A 15,368-nucleotide genomic window follows, 5' to 3' on the forward strand; every position below is an offset into this window, starting at 1 on the left:
AGATGAGGAAGTGAGGTGGTCGTAGTTATAGGAGACCGGATTGGACTGCCGGGTTTTTATGAATCGCGGAGACGCCGCGCATACCTGACCAGCGATCTTCTCTGCCTTCACGCCAGCCATTCAGCCAGTTGTGACGGAGGTCTTCCTGAGTCAGTGGACATTTATCTTTAGATTGACCTGCCATGCCGGCTTGGTAACCACGGGTAAAAACACTCTGAGTACGATCTCGTTTTTGACGCTTCATAGAGTACGGCCTCTCTTGTTTATTGTAAGATAGCATCCTTCTACGGCAGGTCTCTTGAGTGCCTCATCTCTATTGATACGGGATATGACAGCCAAATGACAGCTTATTTTATTTATCACCCAAGGTGGAATGATTGGACAAGCTAATGGAACCTTTGGCGGTCTGCGCCAAGGTGAGGACTTCTCAGGCTTTTCAGTCAGGCACTTCATCAGGATTTTTTGCCGTCTTCTCAGGTGGCATGACATAAAAGGCGGCACACTATGCAAGATCATCTTTACACTTTTCATTTGAGCTGCTCGCAGGGCTTGGAAGCACTGCTTGCCGATGAAGCCAAATCTCTCGGGTTTGTTGAAGCCAATCCGCGCGTTGGGCGGGTCACCGGCAAGGCGACGCTTGAAGCCGCGTATCGCCTTCTCATCTGGTCGCGTTTGGCCAGTCGTTTGCTGCTCGAATTGGATCAGGCCAAGGTCACCAGTGCTGAAGATCTGGCGATTTGGCTTGCTGGTATTGATTGGCAAGACCACCTGTTGGCACAAGGCAGCTTTGCGGTGGATGTGCATGGCACCACGCCAGCCTTGCGTCATACGCATGATACGGCCTTGCGCGTCAAAGATGCGATAGTGGATTATTTTCGTGATCTATCGGGTCAGCGCCCGAATGTGATCAAGGAGCGCCCTGATCTGCGTGTGCATCTGCGCCTCGATAAAAATGAACGGGCGATGATCAGCCTGGATCTAGGTGGCATGAGCCTGCATCAGCGTGGTTATCGCCTACAAGCCGGTGCTGCGCCCTTGCGTGAGAATCTGGCTGCGGGGTTGCTGATGCGTGCTGGTTGGCCAGAGCTGGCGCGTGAAGGTGCAGCTTTGATTGATCCTTTTTGTGGCTCTGGCACTCTGCTGGCTGAAGCGGGTTTGATGGCGTGGGACATCGCCCCCGGCTTATTGCGGCCTTGGATTGGTGTCACCAGCTGGCTGGGTCATCATGCCGGTTTTTGGCAGGACTTGATCGAAGAGGCAGAGGCTCGTCGTGCTGAAGCAGCATGGCGACGTTTTGATCTGCGTGGCTATGATCAGGACCCAGCTGCAGTTGCGACATCCCTCGCGAATCTGAAGCGAGCAGGTTTGGCGGGCTTGATTGAGGTGGAGTCGGGTCGTGCGCAAGATTTACCTGCAACCAGCGCAGCGCGGGGGCTGGTGATCACCAACCCACCCTATGGTGAGCGTTTAGATGAGTTGGCCGGATTAGCCAGTGTGTATGCTGCTTTTGGACAGCGAGTGCAGCAGCAGTATGCAGGTTGGCGTCTGGCTTTATTCACCAATGAGAAGGATCTGGCCTATCGGATACCTGCTCGCCCCTATAAAAACTATCCACTGAAGAATGCGGCCTTGGATTGTCGCCTGTATCTCTTTGAGTTGTCGTCAGCACATGCCGCTGGGTCCACCGCTCAGATGGCGGCACAGCGGCAGCCAGCGGAGAAGGTCGAGGCTGAGGTTGGCTCAGCAGTGGCGGCACCTGTATGGAGCGAAGGTGCGCAGATGCTGGCCAATCGCTTGCGTAAAAATCTGAAAAAATATGCACGTTGGCTGAAGCGTGAGCAGATCAGTTGCTATCGTCTCTATGATGCTGATTTGCCAGAATATGCGCTGGCGATCGATCTTTATACTGATGCCAAGACCCATCAGCCGCAGGTGCATGTGCAGGAGTATGCGCCACCCGCTTCGGTGCCGGAGAACAAGGCGCGCCAGCGTTTGATGGAAGCCTTAACGGTCCTGCCTGAGGTGTTGCAAGTGCCGGCCAATGCTCTGCATCTTAAGCAGCGGCAGCGCCAAAGCGGTAAGCGTCAATATCAGAAGCAAGGGCAGGCAGGTGCCTTCTTTACTGTGCGCGAGGGCGCTGCGCTGCTGGAGGTGAACCTGAGCGACTATCTGGATACCGGCCTGTTCTTGGATCACCGCCCTGTACGGCGGCGCTTGTATCAAGAAACGCAAGGGCTGCGCTTTTTGAATTTGTTTTGCTATACCGGCGTGGCGACAGTGCAGGCCGCGCTCGGTGGCGCGATACAGACCACCAGTGTGGATTTATCGCGCACCTATTTGAACTGGTTAGAGCGCAATCTCGCGTTGAATCATTTGGAGAGCAAAAAGCACTTTCTGGTGCAGGCAGATTGTCGTGCCTGGCTGGCGCAGCAGGCCCAAGAGCAACGTCTCAGCTATGATGTGATCTTTATGGACCCGCCTACCTTCTCTAACTCCAAGCGTATGCAGGGCACGCTGGATGTGCAGCGTGATCAGGAGGATCTGGTTCACCATGCGATGTCTTTACTGACCAGCGACGGGGTGCTGATCTTCTCTAATAATTTACGCGGTTTTAAGATCAGTCCTGCTCTTTTAGAGGCCTATGAAGTCAAGGATATCAGTCGTGCTACGCTTGATCCTGATTTTGAGCGCCGTCCGAAGATTCACCAGTGTTTTGAAATACGCCATCCCATCGTTTAACCCAGTGTTGGCGCCACTCCATTCATTGGAGTGGCGTGAAGGAGTTCAATGCAAGATGCACTTAGAAGTCAGGCTTTATACCACCCTAGGCTGTCATTTATGCGAGCAAGCACAAGCCCTATTGCTGCCTTGGGTGGCGCAGGGCGTGCAGGTGGAGCTGGTGGATATTATCGAAGATCCGCAGTGGGTTGAGCGCTATGGGGTTCGCATTCCAGTGCTGGCGACAGCGCAGGGTGCGGAACTGGGCTGGCCTTTTGATGCTGAGCAGCTGCGGCAGTGGCTATTAGAAAGCCTCTGATTCACTCTTGCGCTTGGTCATGAGAGCGGCGGGTATGCGTTGTTGCCTACCCGTTTTGAAAAGCCAGTTCATCCTGCATGGTGGCTTGAAGATCGGCTGGAATCTGGTTCAGGCTTTGGGTTTCAAGCACTTTATGATAGCCACGGCTTTCTTGAATATGGCGTACATCATCTACGAGGATGGCGGCCTCGGCCTCAGAGTGTACCAGCGTGTGTTTGATGCCACCATACTGGGTGCCGGTTTGCCCCCAGACACGCGTGACCAGCAGATCACCGAGCATATCCTGATGCACATAGACCAGATAATAGTCTTGTTCTTTTTCCCAGCGTATTAACACCTGACCACTCCCCTGATGCCAATTGAGCGGTCAAGGTGCGTCCTGATTGACCGATCAACTGAAAAGTATTCAACTTAACCTTTTGGATTGTAAACTCTTTTTAGCAGGAGCGAGAAATATTTTCTTGATCTGGCTCCATCAGTAGCAGATCGCCCTTGATCAGTCTGCCTTGCAAGAGGCTGCAGGAGAACACCATGCGCTTAGTGATTGATGAAAATATCCCCTTTGCTGAGGCATTTTTTGCCTCCAGCGTGAGTGAGCTGATCCGTCTGCCGGGAGCTGCCATCCAAGCGGCCACCCTAAAGCAAGCCGATGCCTTGTTGGTGCGCTCGGTCACGCGAGTGGATGCAGCGCTCTTGGCGCAGAGCCAAGTGCAGTTTGTAGGCAGTGCCACGATCGGTGTCGATCATATCGATCAACAAGCCTTGGCCGCGCGCGGTATTCGCTTTGCCCATGCACCAGGCTGTAATGCCGATTCAGTGGTGGATTATGTGCTCGCCTGCTTGTTGTTGCTGGCTGAAGAGCAGGGCTGGCAGCTTGATCAGCAGCGCATCGGTATTATCGGTGTTGGTCAGGTTGGGGGGCGTTTAGCGCGGCGTTTGGCCCAGTTGGGCTGTCATTTACTGCTCAATGATCCACCACGTGCCGCTGCTGAGCCAGAAGGCGAGTGGGCCAGCTTGGAGACACTGCTCGAAGAAGCCGATCTCTTGTGCTTACATACGCCGCTGGTGCGTGATGGCCTGCATCCAAGCTGGCATTTGATCGGCGCCACGCAGTTAGAAAAAATGCGCGCTCGGATATTGATCAATGCTGGGCGCGGGGCGGTGATGGATCCAACGGCATTAGCAGCTTATCTTGCACAACCTGCGCCAGCTGAAGTGGTGTTGGATGTCTTTGAAGGTGAGCCGAATCTGGATCGCGAGCTGATCGCGCAGCTGAAGCTGGCTACGCCACATATTGCTGGTTATAGCCTGGAGGGCAAGGGGCGCGGAACAGAGCAGCTCTATCAGGCTTGGTGTCAGTGGCAGGGGCAGCCGCCACAGCATCAGTTGGCTGATTTTCTGCCACAGGTGCCTTGGCGTCAGCTGGTGCTCAGTCCACACCTCACGCCACAGCAGGCGGCCTTGCAAGCGGCGAGTCTGGTGTATCAACCTGCGCTGGATCACTGGCGCTTGCAGCAGGCCTTGAGACAGCCACAGCCGACAGCAGCGATCTACCATCAGTTGCGTAAGCACTACCCTGAGCGGCGTGAGTTTTCGAGCTTAGCAGTCGTCAGTGACAATCCAGCCCAGCGCGCTTGGCTCAGCGCACTGGGCTTTCGCTTGGGCTAAACCTTAAAGCGCGCAATACGATGATCCAGCTGCTCGGCCAAGCTCGCAAGGCTTTGGCTGGCGCTGCGAGTCTGGCTGGTAGCGGCAGAGCTTTCTTCGCATAGATGAACAAGATTGACAATGCTGCCATTGATTTCTCCTGCTACCTGAGACTGCTGCTCGGCAGCAGCGGCAATCTGATGGTTCATATCGCGAATATGCTCCGCCGCTTCAGCAATGCTGCGCAAGGCGACTTCTGCATCCTGTGCGGCTTGAACTGTCGCATCGGTTTCGCTAAGGCTGTGATCCATGGTTTTGACTGCCAGCTGCGCGCCCTCTTGTAAGAGCTGAGTAATGCGGCTGATTTCCTCAGTGCTTTCTTGGGTGCGACTGGCTAGTGCGCGCACCTCATCGGCCACCACAGCAAAGCCACGGCCAGCTTCGCCGGCCCGTGCCGCTTCAATGGCCGCATTCAAAGCCAGCAAGTTCGTTTGCTCGGCCACTGCGCGGATAACATCCAATACGGTCCCGATCTGCTGTGTATCGTCGCTTAAACGGTGAATGACCTGTGTCGATTCCTTGACCTGCATCACCAACTGGTGAATCGCCTGAGAGGCCTGATGCACACTATCATAACCGCTGGAGACAGCTTGATCGGCCGAGTTAGCCGCCGAAGAGGCGGTGCGTGCACTGGTAGAGACTTCGAGAATCGTCTGGCTCATTTCATTGATTGCTGTAGCGACCTGATCTGTCTCACGTGTTTGCTGATCTTGTGTGGTGTAGCCCTGTTCTGCAACCTGCATCAGCTGATCTGAGGCTTCAGTGACCTGTGTCGAAATCTGGCGCATCTCCTTCAGCATACCAGAGAGCTGTTCGGTCATTTTCATCACGGCCCCCATAATGCTTTTGGGGTGGGCACGAGACAGGCCCTGGATGCAGGTGAAATCCCCCTCGGCCACCTTTTCAACCAGCTCGCGTGTGGCGGCGACTTCACCACCCAGCTGCTTGAGGACCCAGTTACGCGTCAGGATAGAAAAGCCAACGGTAATCAGCACTAAAACCAGTGCCAGTATGCCAATGCGCCAAGCCAAGCTGGCAAAAATACTGCTGATATCATCAACATAGATTCCTGTGCCGATCACCCAATCCCATTCTGGATCATGGACAACATAGGATAGTTTGAGATAGCGATCTTCGGTAACGCCACCACCGGCGAGTGGCTTGGGCCAGCGATACTCAACAAAGCCGCGTCCATTGAGTTGGGTCACCGTTTGGGTGAAGGCAACAAAGATATTTTCATTATCAAGGCGTCGATCTACGCGGCCATCGAGGCTACGAATGCGAGTCGCATAGTGGTAGTTGGGGTTATCGAGAATCTGGCCATTTAAGCGCGGTACAGTGGGGTGCATGATCATGCGTGGGATCGGCCGAGTCAGATCGTTGATCCAGATGTATTCCACTTCTTGATAGCGTAAGCCTTGGATGGCCTGTTGGGCGGCGAGCTGGGCTTCTTCACGGCTCATCTGCCCACTGCGGGCCTGCTGCTGATAGTGACGCAGTAAACCTTCCGCCAGATCCACGATCGCCACAATGCGTGCTTGGCGATCTTCATGCAGGATCTGATTGAGTGTTGAGAGAGCAACGCCTGCCATAATGGCAAAACCGAGCAGCGCGAGCAAAGGGATGACCAGCAGGCGGCCGCCAATTGTTTTTATTTTAAGCATAATAATCCCTGGGTGTTTGAGTGAACACGGGATGGGTCAGCGTGACCTATCTAGATGGATGACGTCAGAGCATCTTAACAGTCACCGTCAGGTTTTAGATTTAGCCTTTAGGCTTAGAGAAAAAGTGGAGCCGCGCGCAACAAAAAGGCCACCCGAAGGTGGCCGTCTAATCTCGCTGACAGTGGCTAAAGTGATCTAGCCCTTGGCTTTTTGTTACTGATAAGCGCGCTGGCGCAGAGCCGCAATGCGATCATCCAGTGGTGGATGGCTTGAAAAGAGCTTTTGAATCATGCTTTGCGCTTGGCCTTTATTGATGCCAAAGGCAGTCAGGCTATCAGGCATCTCATTAGGCAGGTTCTGTTCGGCTTTTAAACGCTCCAGGGCATTGATCATCGCGCCAGCACCGGCCAGATGTGCGCCAGCGGCATCGGCACGATATTCACGGTAGCGGCTGAACCACATCACAATTGCTGAGGCCAGAATGCCCAGAATAATCTCAGCAATAATCGTGGTCACAAAGAAGGCAATACCATGGCCTTGTTCATTTTTGAACACAACGCGATCCACGGTATGGCCGATAATGCGCGCAAAGAACATGACGAAGGTATTGACCACGCCTTGCACCAGCGCCAGGGTGACCATATCGCCATTGGCAACGTGGCCAATCTCATGGGCGAGGACGGCACGTACTTCTTCAGGACGCATACGCTCCATCAGGCCCGTCGACACGGCAACCAGCGCATCATTGCGGTTCCAGCCGGTGGCAAAGGCATTGGATTGGTGTGAAGGGAAAATACCAACTTCCGGCATTTTAATGCCTGCCTTCTGCGACAGCTCTGCCACAGTTTGCATCAGCCACTGTTCTTGCTGATTGCGGGGTTGAGTAATGACCTGCGTGCCAGTGCTTCTTTTGGCCATCCATTTTGACAAGAGCAAGGACACGCCCGAGCCGACCATACCAAAGACAAAGCAGAAGATGAGCAGGCTGGTGAGATTCAACCCACCGCTGGCATCAAGATAGCTGCCCACGCCCAACAGGTTCAGGGTAATACTGGCGATGACAATAATCGCCAGGTTGGTGAGCAAAAAGAGCCCAATACGCATCATAGGTGTGTTACTCCTCATTTTTTAGTGATTCTGGGGTTTAGATTAGGGCAAAGATAAAAGGTTTCAAGGTCTTGAGCGGTTCACAGGGCAGCGCAGGAGGCAGCACAAAACTGGAGCCGCCTGACGACTCCAGATACTGCGCGTGATGCTGATGTGTTTTATTGACGATAGCGTGACAGGAAACGCTCCAAGCGGCCAATCGCATCTTCCAAATCATCAACGCGCGGCAAGGTCACGAGGCGGAAGTGATCCGGCTGTACCCAGTTAAAGGCAGTGCCTTGAACCAGCAGGAGTTTTTCCTGGCGCAGCAGATCCAACGCAAACAGCTCATCGTTCTGGATATTAAAGACCTTCGGATCAAGACGCGGGAACATATACAAGGCACCCTGAGGCTTGGTGCAGGTTACGCCAGGGATTTGCGTGATCAGCTCATAGGCTTTATCGCGCTGGGCCAACAGGCGGCCACCGGGCAGAATATAGTCTTGGATGCTCTGATAGCCGCCGAGTGCCGTTTGAATCGCATATTGTGCGGGCACATTGGCGCATAGGCGCATCGAGGCCAGCATATTCAGTCCTTCGTGATAGTCCTTGGCGAGATGCTTGGCACCAGAGACAATCAACCAGCCAGAGCGAAAACCAGCGACACGGTAGCTTTTTGACAGGCCGTTAAAGGTACAAAAGACCAGATCATCGGCGAGGCTGGCAATCGAGGTATGCTGGGCTTCGTCATAGAGAATCTTGTCGTAGATTTCATCAGCAAAAACGACCAGCTGATGTTCGCGTGCCAGATCAATAATCTGTTGCAGCAGCTCGGTGGAGTAGACCGCCCCAGTAGGATTGTTGGGGTTGATGATCACAATACCCCGCGTGCGCTTGGTGATCTTTTTCTTGATATCCTCGATATCGGGGAACCAGTCGCTTTGCTCATCACAGATATAATGCACAGCATTGCCACCAGCCAAGCGTGCAGCCGCAGTCCACAAGGGATAGTCTGGCGCAGGGATCAGAATTTCATCCTGATCATTGAGCAGTGCTTGCATTGCCATCACGATCAGTTCGCTGACGCCATTGCCCAGATAAATATCCTCAATCGCCACATTGGCAATGCCCTTGCGCTGGCATTCTTGCATCACCGCTTTGCGTGCAGAGAACAAGCCCTTGGAGTCGCTATACCCCTGCGCCTGGTGCAGATTGCGCATCACATCCTGCAAAATCTCATCCGGTGCTTCAAAGCCGAAGGGGGCAGGGTTGCCGATATTGAGCTTCAGAACACGGTGGCCTTCTTCTTCGAGGCGTTTGGCTTCTTGTAATACCGGGCCGCGAATATCATAACAAACGTGGTTTAACTTACTGGATTTACGCAAGGGATTCATAACAAGATCCTAAAAGAAGGCTAGTCGGCATCAATAAAGCAATTGCGTCCCTGATGCTTGGCAGCATAAAGACGCTGATCCACTCTTTGCAGGGCTGAATCGAGGGATTCCTGATCACGCAGCTGGGTAATGCCAATACTGGTGGTAAAGGGCACGGGCTGGCCATCATGCGCGTGGATGTCGGCATGGGCGCAGCCTTGTAAAATACGCTCGGCGATCTGAGTGGCAGCCTCTTTGGTCGCACCTGGCAGCACGGCCATAAATTCTTCTCCGCCATAGCGTGCGACTAAATCTGATTTACGCACCTCTTTGCGTAGGATGCTGGCAAACTCTTGCAGTACATGATCACCAATCGAATGACCGTAGCTATCATTGATCTTCTTAAAACGATCCAAATCAAACATGAGTAAACAGACGGGGGGCGCCGCACGGCCTTCGCTCAGCGCTTCTTGACGCTGTATTTGTAAGTCATCCAGCTGTTCCAGCAGGACACCACGATTCAGGAGCCCCGTGAGGCTATCCATACTGGCTTGACGATAAAGGCGCATCAGCGCACTCACCTGAGAATGATTGGCCCATAAAGAAATACACAACACAGTGCCCAATAGCCAGATTTCTTGCAGGCCCGCAATCGAAGTGAGCTCACCGAGGTGATAAAGCACAAAGGCTTCTAAGAGACAGACAGCAAAACCAACGCCAAAGCCTTCGATTAAGGTCAGCGGAAAAACACTGATAAAAGCCACCAGCAGCAGAGGGATAAAGTTATAGCCAGCCAGCGAGCCAAGACTGGGTCCGATGGCCCAGGCCAGCGCGGCATAAAAAATCAGTGGCAGCAACAAGGTGGCGGCAAGCAGATTGCGCACGCGATTCAGATTCTGGCGACTGCGCAGCAAGCGATAAAGCACAAAGGCGAGGCTGAGCATGAGCAGGCTGCGGCCAATCAGCAGTTCCAAGGTGTGGCCGCGTGGGAGCAGCAGCAGATCGACCAAAAACCACAAGGGCACCAGCAGGAAAAAAGCGCTGGCGACAAACACCAGTCGGCTGCGTAGATATTCGCTGCGTGCACAGTTGAAATCATGCGAATGATGACGGTTACTGAGCGTATCGCGTAAAGAAGCTGGCAACCAGCGTGGATGCCAGGGATTACGCAGTTTGAGGCCTAAAGAAAAGCGCCGACGCTCAGTGTGGGGCATGATAGCTAGGATTCCTCTTTAAATTCAGGCGCATCTTGCCCTAAATCAGTGGTTTCACGCAAGGCCAGCAGCATCTCTTCAGTGGGGATTTCTGTTGGTGCTTCGAGGGTGATCAACCCAAGCTGGCCGCCGCGCAGATCATGTAATAAGACTTCGCAAGCGCGGTGGTAATCTATTTCGCCACCCGCTCTGAGGCCACCCCGTTTTTCAGCGATCAGCTTAAGCAGGCTGGCTGCACTGTCTGGCTGCTCTTTCAGCTTATAGCGTGCTATTAATCGCTCAGGGTAGCGCTGTAGCAAATCCTGTGCGCTCCAAAAGCCGACATCTTCATAGTCCATCGCGGTATCACGAATCGCCCCCGAGGCGGCAAGGCGGTAAGCCGAATCTGGCCATTCAATTCTGGGCCATAACACGCCAGGTGTATCGATGATCTGGAGGCGATCACCAACTTGAATCTTTTGCTGACGCCGAGTCACCGCTGGCTCATTGCCTGTTTTAGCGATTTTTTTGCCCGCCAGGGAGTTAATCAAGGTGGATTTGCCGACATTGGGAATACCCATCACCAGCGCCTTCACCGAGCGGCTTTCACGGATATGGCTGGTGAGCTGTGCGCATAGGCGTGCGATGGGTTGCAGGGTTTTCTTGTCGGTGGTGACAATCGGCAGGGCACGCATCTGGCTGTCCTGCTCAAAATGCTCGACCCAAGCCTGGGTGAGTTGTGGATCAGCCAGATCACTTTTAGAAAGAAGCTTAAGGCGGGGCTTATGCGCGATCAATTGTCCCAATACTGGATTGGCGCTTGAAAAAGGCAGGCGTGCATCGACCAACTCGATCACTAGATCGATCTCAGGAAGGGCTTTTTTGATTTCTTTGCGGGCCTTGTGCATATGGCCCGGATACCAATTGATTGTCATAAATCTCTGCTGTGTTCAGGGTGGGGTGAGGCAAAAAAGCAGCGGCTTGCTGAGGCTACGTTGATCAGAGGCGTCTTAGTCATCATAGATTTGTTTTTTCTTCCAGCTGTCGGCTTCATCGATCATCTCAGAAACACTGTTCGCCAGCTGGTTGTCGTTCGCTTCGGCAGAAAGTGCGATCTGTTCTTCTAATTGATGGATCATCTGGCGTGACTCAAGCAGCAGCTGGTTATTGATGCCATTGGGATTGTTGCGATTCAACTCGCTCATGATGCGTTTATGGTGAACAACGGCAAGGCGCAGATTGCCTTCGAGTTCAGCCTTGCGTGCTCCAGTTTGAAAGACCTCAACCATGGTTTGGGTGAAAGCCTGTTTGATCTCATTGAGATAAGTCTGAGCAATACGATGTGAAATTTTGCGATCTTGGTACATGGCCACGATCAACTTATTGAGCAGCTTGAGGTTGCGACGTACGGCATTGGCCAGCTGTATGTCCGTTACGGGCTTATGCTGAGGCTGGTTGCTGCTGCGCATGGTATTGAGCTTGTTTTGCGCTGTTTCCAGCTCGCTGGTCAGCTTGGCATCCTGGCCGCTTGAGTTTTGTATCTCGTGCAGCAGCTCGATCCACTGGGTGGCCAGAAAAATCCTGAAATCCTGCGAGATATAAGTAGGAGGCAGCTCTTCTAAAAGCAGCTGGATTTGCCGAGCGCGATCGCCAAGAACGCGAATACGACGTAGTTCTTCTATTCTCTTTTTCTCGTTTTGCTGTCGAGCAAATACAACCAATACCAACAGTAGGGCAAAAGCAAACACCCCGCCGAGGACTAAAATGATGACCATCCTGTGCTCCCGCAAGCTTATCTTTGCTAGATCAGATCTGAAACTCCAGCGCCTAAGTATCTTACAAAGCTTAGCGTGATGACAATCATGTGCCTGATATTTTAGCGGACAGAGGGTGTTTTGTTGGCTTTGCAAAAAAAATGCAAAACAGAGTTGACACATGGAGGATGTCTCTTTAAGATACGCGCCATCTTGAACAGAGCAAGTCATGTCCCATTCGTCTAGTGGTCTAGGACACCGCCCTTTCACGGCGGTAACAGGGGTTCGAACCCCCTATGGGACGCCAAGCGGGAATAGCTCAGTGGTAGAGCACAACCTTGCCAAGGTTGGGGTCGCGAGTTCGAATCTCGTTTCCCGCTCCATTATGTTCTGTAAAGATTTTTTGTCCCATTCGTCTAGTGGTCTAGGACACCGCCCTTTCACGGCGGTAACAGGGGTTCGAACCCCCTATGGGACGCCAAGCGGGAATAGCTCAGTGGTAGAGCACAACCTTGCCAAGGTTGGGGTCGCGAGTTCGAATCTCGTTTCCCGCTCCAGATTCTAAGAACCAGCCTTCGGGCTGGTTTTTTGCGTTTGGGGGTGCACAACCGATGCGCTTAAGCCCTGTCGCGCCTTCCTGTCAGGAGACACCTGTCTTGATGTCTCCTTGCCTGATTTTTTCTCTTCTTTGCAGCATCCGTGCTCGGCGTGCGTTTTTACGCCTTGGCCTTTGTGCGCCTGGCTCGCCAGAGACCCAGCATAAAGACCAGTATGGCGATCCAAGTGAGTAAAAAAGTGATCAGCCTTTGGTGCGGATAGCTTTCACCGAGAATCCAAACTGCCGTGATAAACTGCATAATCGGGTTGATATACATAATAAAACCGACGATAGAAAGATCGAGTCGGCGGGCAGCGGCAGCAAAGAGTAGCAGGGGTGTCGCCGTCAACAATCCAGAGGCCACCAGTAGCCAAGAAAGTGGCGCATCATGACTAAAGACGACCGGGAGGTTAGCAAGCTGCATCCAGATCAACCAGCCAAGAGCAAAAGGCAGCATCCACAGCGTTTCCACTGTCAGGCCTTGAATCGAATCCACTGCTTGTTTTTTGCGTATCAGGCCATAAAAGCCAACTGTTAAGGCCAGAAAAAGCGGTATCCACGGCAGCTGCCCTAGGCTTACTAATTCCCAGATGATGGCCAGAGCCGCGATGACGCCTGCGGTGAGTTGTAAGGGGTGTTGCTTTTCTTTGAGCAGGAGCCAGCCTATTAACAGGCTGCACAAGGGTGAAATGAAGTACCCAAGGCTGGCCTCCAGCACACGGTTTTGGCTCACCGCCCAGATAAAGACCAGCCAATTGGAGCTGATCAGCAATCCAGAAAGGGCCAGCCAGCCCAATGTGCGTGGTTGTTGGAGCAGCTTTTTGAGGCCCTTGGCCTGGCCGAGCAGCATAATCATGCCCAGGGTGAACACCAAGGCCCAGATCACGCGATGCGCCAGAATCTCGGTTGGCAGCACCGAGTTCAGTTGATGGAAAAACAGTGGGAAGAAACCCCAGATCACATAGGCAGCGATAGCCAGTGCTAAACCTTGCATGCGCGCAACTCCAGAAAAACAGAGTATGTTATCACCCTCGTATCGGCTGTCTTGTGTTATTTTAGGCTGACGAGTCTATTTTTCTTATTTCACTCCATCTGGAAGCCTATGACCACTTCTTCGCGCGCGCATCCACGCTTTCTGCTGCCACTGCTTAGCTTTTTGCGACCTTATAAATTGCGTCTGTTGTGCGCAGCGATCGCCTTGGTGGTGGCGGCCAGTGGTGTGCTTTTATTAGGGCAGGGTTTGCGTTTGGTCGTCGATCTGGGTTTTGCATCAGGAAATGCCCAGTGGTTGAACTGGGCGCTGATGGGCACGCTTGGCGTCGTCGCGATCATGGCGCTGGCCTCGGCTTGTCGTTTTTATCTGGTGAGTTGGATTGGCGAGCGTTTAGCGGCGGATCTACGCGCCCAGGTTTTTCATCATCTGCTTACGCTTGAACCCGAGTACTTTTTTCGTAATGGTGCGGGTGAAATCCAAAGCCGACTGACGGCGGATGCCAGTGTGCTGCAAAGCCTGTTTGGCTCCTCGCTGTCGATAGCCTTGCGCAATCTGTTGACCTTTATTGGGGCTGTTGTGCTGTTATTGATGACCAGCCCCTGGCTGACGCTGATGGTGCTGCTGGGGATTCCGCTCGCTGTGGTTCCGGTCATTTGGTTTGGGCGGCGTGTGCGTCGGCTTTCTCGTTCGAGTCAGGATCAAGTGGCAGAACTTGGCCGCTATGCCGGTGAGGCGTTGCAAGGCATCGAAACCCTGCAAGCCTTTCATCATGAGGCAGAGGATCAAAAACACTATGGTCGTCGTGTTGAAGAGGCTTTTGTGGCGGCGCGCGCCAGAATTTTTCAGCGTGCGCTGCTCACTGGTTTTGCCCTTTTCATCACCTTTACGGCTGTTGGCATTATTCTATGGCAAGGTGGGCACGATGTGCTGGCTGGGCGTATGAGCCCGGGTGAGTTAACTGCTTTTGTGTTTTATGCATTGATTGCGGCCGGTGCCATTGCTGCCTTGGCTGAAGTTGCAGGCGAGGTCCAACGCGCGGCAGGCGCCGCCGAGCGTTTATTAGAGCTCTTAGCGGCGCAGCCCAGTATCGCCGCGCCAGAGCACCCCCTGGCCTTACCCAAGCCGCTTGAAGGGCGGGTGGCCTTTGAGCAGGTGACCTTTGCCTATCCATCGCGCAAAGATCAACCGGCTGTTGAGGATATCTCAGTGGTATTGCAGCCAGGGGAGCGCGTTGCACTTGTGGGGCCATCGGGTGCGGGTAAATCCAGCCTGCTTAAACTCTTGCTGCGTTTTTATGATCCTCTTGCAGGGCGGGTGACCTTAGATGGCGTGGATATCAAACACTTCGATCCGCGTGATCTCAGGTCGTGTTTGGCTTTAGTGGCGCAAGAACCTGTGTTGTTTACAGGGAGCGCAGAAGACAATATACGTTATGGACGACCAGAGGCCAGCATCGAAGAGATACGCCAAGCGGCGGCTGAAGCTCAGGCGCTGGATTTTATTGAGGCACTACCGCAAGGTATGCAGACCTGGTTAGGGCCAGGGGGTGTGCAGCTCTCTGGTGGTCAACGCCAAAGGCTCGCGATTGCCCGCGCCCTCTTGTGTCATCCGCGCGTGCTGCTGCTGGATGAAGCCACCAGCGCGCTGGATGCGGCCAGTGAACAAAGAGTGCAAGCGGCTTTAGATCGACTGATGCAAGGACGCACCTCGCTCGTGATCGCCCACAGGTTTGCCACCGTGATTGCCGCGGATCGTATTTTGGTGATGGATCAAGGACGACTGGTGGCGCAGGGCACCCATCAAGAGCTCTTGCAGACTTCTGCCTTGTATCGCCAGTTGGCGGAGTTACAGTTTCGGCAGGCTTCTTGAATCGGGCGGGTATGTCGGATGTGTGATCTTTTGCATAATGAGTGAAGTGATCCAGTCTGGTGTGGCTGGATGACTCTGTTCTCAGCCTATCAA

Annotated in this window: 13 protein-coding genes and 4 tRNA genes; 8 read left to right on the forward strand and 9 right to left on the reverse strand. The window is 53.4% G+C overall.

Annotated features, from left to right (window positions below; translation table 11 throughout):
• Window positions 1–25 precede the first annotated feature (25 nt).
• Window positions 26–244, reverse strand: a complete 219-nt coding sequence (rmf, locus tag V6U78_RS02870; RefSeq protein ID WP_405336990.1) for a ribosome modulation factor — start codon at window positions 242–244, stop codon at window positions 26–28.
• A gap of 260 nt (window positions 245–504) precedes the next feature.
• Here rmf and rlmKL point away from each other — a divergent pair, with 260 nt between their 5' ends.
• Both rlmKL and V6U78_RS02880 read left to right on the forward strand, forming a co-directional pair.
• Complete coding sequence (gene rlmKL / locus V6U78_RS02875) at window positions 505–2,739, forward strand: bifunctional 23S rRNA (guanine(2069)-N(7))-methyltransferase RlmK/23S rRNA (guanine(2445)-N(2))-methyltransferase RlmL (protein ID WP_405336992.1); 2,235 nt, start codon at window positions 505–507, stop codon at window positions 2,737–2,739.
• Window positions 2,740–2,794: 55 nt separating this feature from the next.
• Window positions 2,795–3,037 (forward strand): glutaredoxin family protein, encoded by a 243-nt coding sequence (locus tag V6U78_RS02880; RefSeq protein ID WP_405336994.1) that lies wholly within the window; start codon window positions 2,795–2,797, stop codon window positions 3,035–3,037.
• A 46-nt stretch (window positions 3,038–3,083) separates the two neighbouring features.
• Here the strand turns inward: V6U78_RS02880 and V6U78_RS02885 are convergent, their stop codons facing one another.
• Entirely contained in the window at window positions 3,084–3,374 is a 291-nt protein-coding gene (locus tag V6U78_RS02885; RefSeq protein ID WP_405336996.1) for a hypothetical protein, read from the reverse strand.
• 194 nt (window positions 3,375–3,568) lie between these two features.
• Between V6U78_RS02885 and V6U78_RS02890 the strand changes: the two genes are divergently transcribed.
• Window positions 3,569–4,705 (forward strand): 4-phosphoerythronate dehydrogenase, encoded by a 1,137-nt coding sequence (locus V6U78_RS02890; protein WP_405336998.1) that lies wholly within the window; start codon window positions 3,569–3,571, stop codon window positions 4,703–4,705.
• On the opposite strand, the gene V6U78_RS02895 is transcribed toward V6U78_RS02890, so the two are convergent.
• The 6 genes from V6U78_RS02895 to V6U78_RS02920 form a co-directional block, all read right to left on the reverse strand.
• Window positions 4,702–6,408, reverse strand: coding sequence for a methyl-accepting chemotaxis protein (locus V6U78_RS02895; protein ID WP_405337000.1), 1,707 nt, complete (start codon window positions 6,406–6,408; stop codon window positions 4,702–4,704). The genes V6U78_RS02890 and V6U78_RS02895 overlap by 4 nt on opposite strands.
• Before the next feature lie 213 nt (window positions 6,409–6,621).
• Window positions 6,622–7,515: a protease HtpX gene (gene htpX, locus V6U78_RS02900; protein WP_405337002.1), complete on the reverse strand. Its 894-nt coding sequence runs from the start codon at window positions 7,513–7,515 to the stop codon at window positions 6,622–6,624.
• A 158-nt stretch (window positions 7,516–7,673) separates the two neighbouring features.
• Entirely contained in the window at window positions 7,674–8,888 is a 1,215-nt protein-coding gene (locus V6U78_RS02905; protein ID WP_405337004.1) for a pyridoxal phosphate-dependent aminotransferase, read from the reverse strand.
• Window positions 8,889–8,908: 20 nt separating this feature from the next.
• A complete protein-coding gene (locus V6U78_RS02910; protein WP_405337006.1) occupies window positions 8,909–10,081 on the reverse strand; it encodes a GGDEF domain-containing protein in 1,173 nt (390 codons plus the stop codon).
• A gap of 5 nt (window positions 10,082–10,086) precedes the next feature.
• Window positions 10,087–10,995: a ribosome biogenesis GTPase YlqF gene (gene ylqF / locus V6U78_RS02915; protein WP_405337008.1), complete on the reverse strand. Its 909-nt coding sequence runs from the start codon at window positions 10,993–10,995 to the stop codon at window positions 10,087–10,089.
• 75 nt (window positions 10,996–11,070) lie between these two features.
• A complete protein-coding gene (locus V6U78_RS02920) occupies window positions 11,071–11,835 on the reverse strand; it encodes a hypothetical protein (RefSeq protein WP_405337010.1) in 765 nt (254 codons plus the stop codon).
• A gap of 210 nt (window positions 11,836–12,045) precedes the next feature.
• Here V6U78_RS02920 and V6U78_RS02925 point away from each other — a divergent pair.
• From V6U78_RS02925 to V6U78_RS02940, 4 genes are all read left to right on the forward strand, one after another.
• Window positions 12,046–12,121: transfer RNA gene (locus V6U78_RS02925), tRNA-Glu, on the forward strand.
• A gap of 1 nt (window position 12,122) precedes the next feature.
• A tRNA-Gly gene (locus V6U78_RS02930) sits at window positions 12,123–12,197 on the forward strand.
• Between the two features lie 22 nt (window positions 12,198–12,219).
• Window positions 12,220–12,295 (forward strand) — tRNA-Glu (locus V6U78_RS02935).
• Window position 12,296: 1 nt separating this feature from the next.
• Window positions 12,297–12,371 (forward strand) — tRNA-Gly (locus V6U78_RS02940).
• Between the two features lie 159 nt (window positions 12,372–12,530).
• Here the strand turns inward: V6U78_RS02940 and rarD are convergent.
• Window positions 12,531–13,406 carry an EamA family transporter RarD gene (gene rarD, locus V6U78_RS02945; protein ID WP_405337012.1) on the reverse strand — a complete coding sequence of 292 codons (876 nt, stop codon included), beginning with the start codon at window positions 13,404–13,406 and terminating at the stop codon, window positions 12,531–12,533.
• A 108-nt stretch (window positions 13,407–13,514) separates the two neighbouring features.
• Between rarD and V6U78_RS02950 the strand changes: the two genes are divergently transcribed.
• On the forward strand, window positions 13,515–15,275 hold the full coding sequence (locus V6U78_RS02950; RefSeq protein ID WP_405337014.1) for an ABC transporter transmembrane domain-containing protein: 1,761 nt from the start codon (window positions 13,515–13,517) through the stop codon (window positions 15,273–15,275).
• The last annotated feature ends 93 nt before the right edge of the window (window positions 15,276–15,368 follow it).

The sequence above is a fragment of the Marinospirillum alkalitolerans genome (genome assembly GCF_045055655.1).
Classification (GTDB): Bacteria; Pseudomonadota; Gammaproteobacteria; order Pseudomonadales; family Halomonadaceae; genus Marinospirillum; species Marinospirillum alkalitolerans.

What these genes read in the sequence shown, in the direction of transcription:
- rmf (WP_405336990.1), bottom strand. Translation starts at nt 244, where the DNA reads ATGAAGCGTCAAAAACGAGATCGTACTCAGAGTGTTTTTACCCGTGGT.
- rlmKL (WP_405336992.1), top strand. Translation starts at nt 505, where the DNA reads ATGCAAGATCATCTTTACACTTTTCATTTGAGCTGCTCGCAGGGCTTG.
- V6U78_RS02880 (WP_405336994.1), top strand. Translation starts at nt 2,795, where the DNA reads ATGCACTTAGAAGTCAGGCTTTATACCACCCTAGGCTGTCATTTATGC.
- V6U78_RS02890 (WP_405336998.1), top strand. Translation starts at nt 3,569, where the DNA reads ATGCGCTTAGTGATTGATGAAAATATCCCCTTTGCTGAGGCATTTTTT.
- V6U78_RS02895 (WP_405337000.1), bottom strand. Translation starts at nt 6,408, where the DNA reads ATGCTTAAAATAAAAACAATTGGCGGCCGCCTGCTGGTCATCCCTTTG.
- htpX (WP_405337002.1), bottom strand. Translation starts at nt 7,515, where the DNA reads ATGATGCGTATTGGGCTCTTTTTGCTCACCAACCTGGCGATTATTGTC.
- V6U78_RS02905 (WP_405337004.1), bottom strand. Translation starts at nt 8,888, where the DNA reads ATGAATCCCTTGCGTAAATCCAGTAAGTTAAACCACGTTTGTTATGAT.
- V6U78_RS02910 (WP_405337006.1), bottom strand. Translation starts at nt 10,081, where the DNA reads ATGCCCCACACTGAGCGTCGGCGCTTTTCTTTAGGCCTCAAACTGCGT.
- ylqF (WP_405337008.1), bottom strand. Translation starts at nt 10,995, where the DNA reads ATGACAATCAATTGGTATCCGGGCCATATGCACAAGGCCCGCAAAGAA.
- V6U78_RS02920 (WP_405337010.1), bottom strand. Translation starts at nt 11,835, where the DNA reads ATGGTCATCATTTTAGTCCTCGGCGGGGTGTTTGCTTTTGCCCTACTG.
- rarD (WP_405337012.1), bottom strand. Translation starts at nt 13,406, where the DNA reads ATGCAAGGTTTAGCACTGGCTATCGCTGCCTATGTGATCTGGGGTTTC.
- V6U78_RS02950 (WP_405337014.1), top strand. Translation starts at nt 13,515, where the DNA reads ATGACCACTTCTTCGCGCGCGCATCCACGCTTTCTGCTGCCACTGCTT.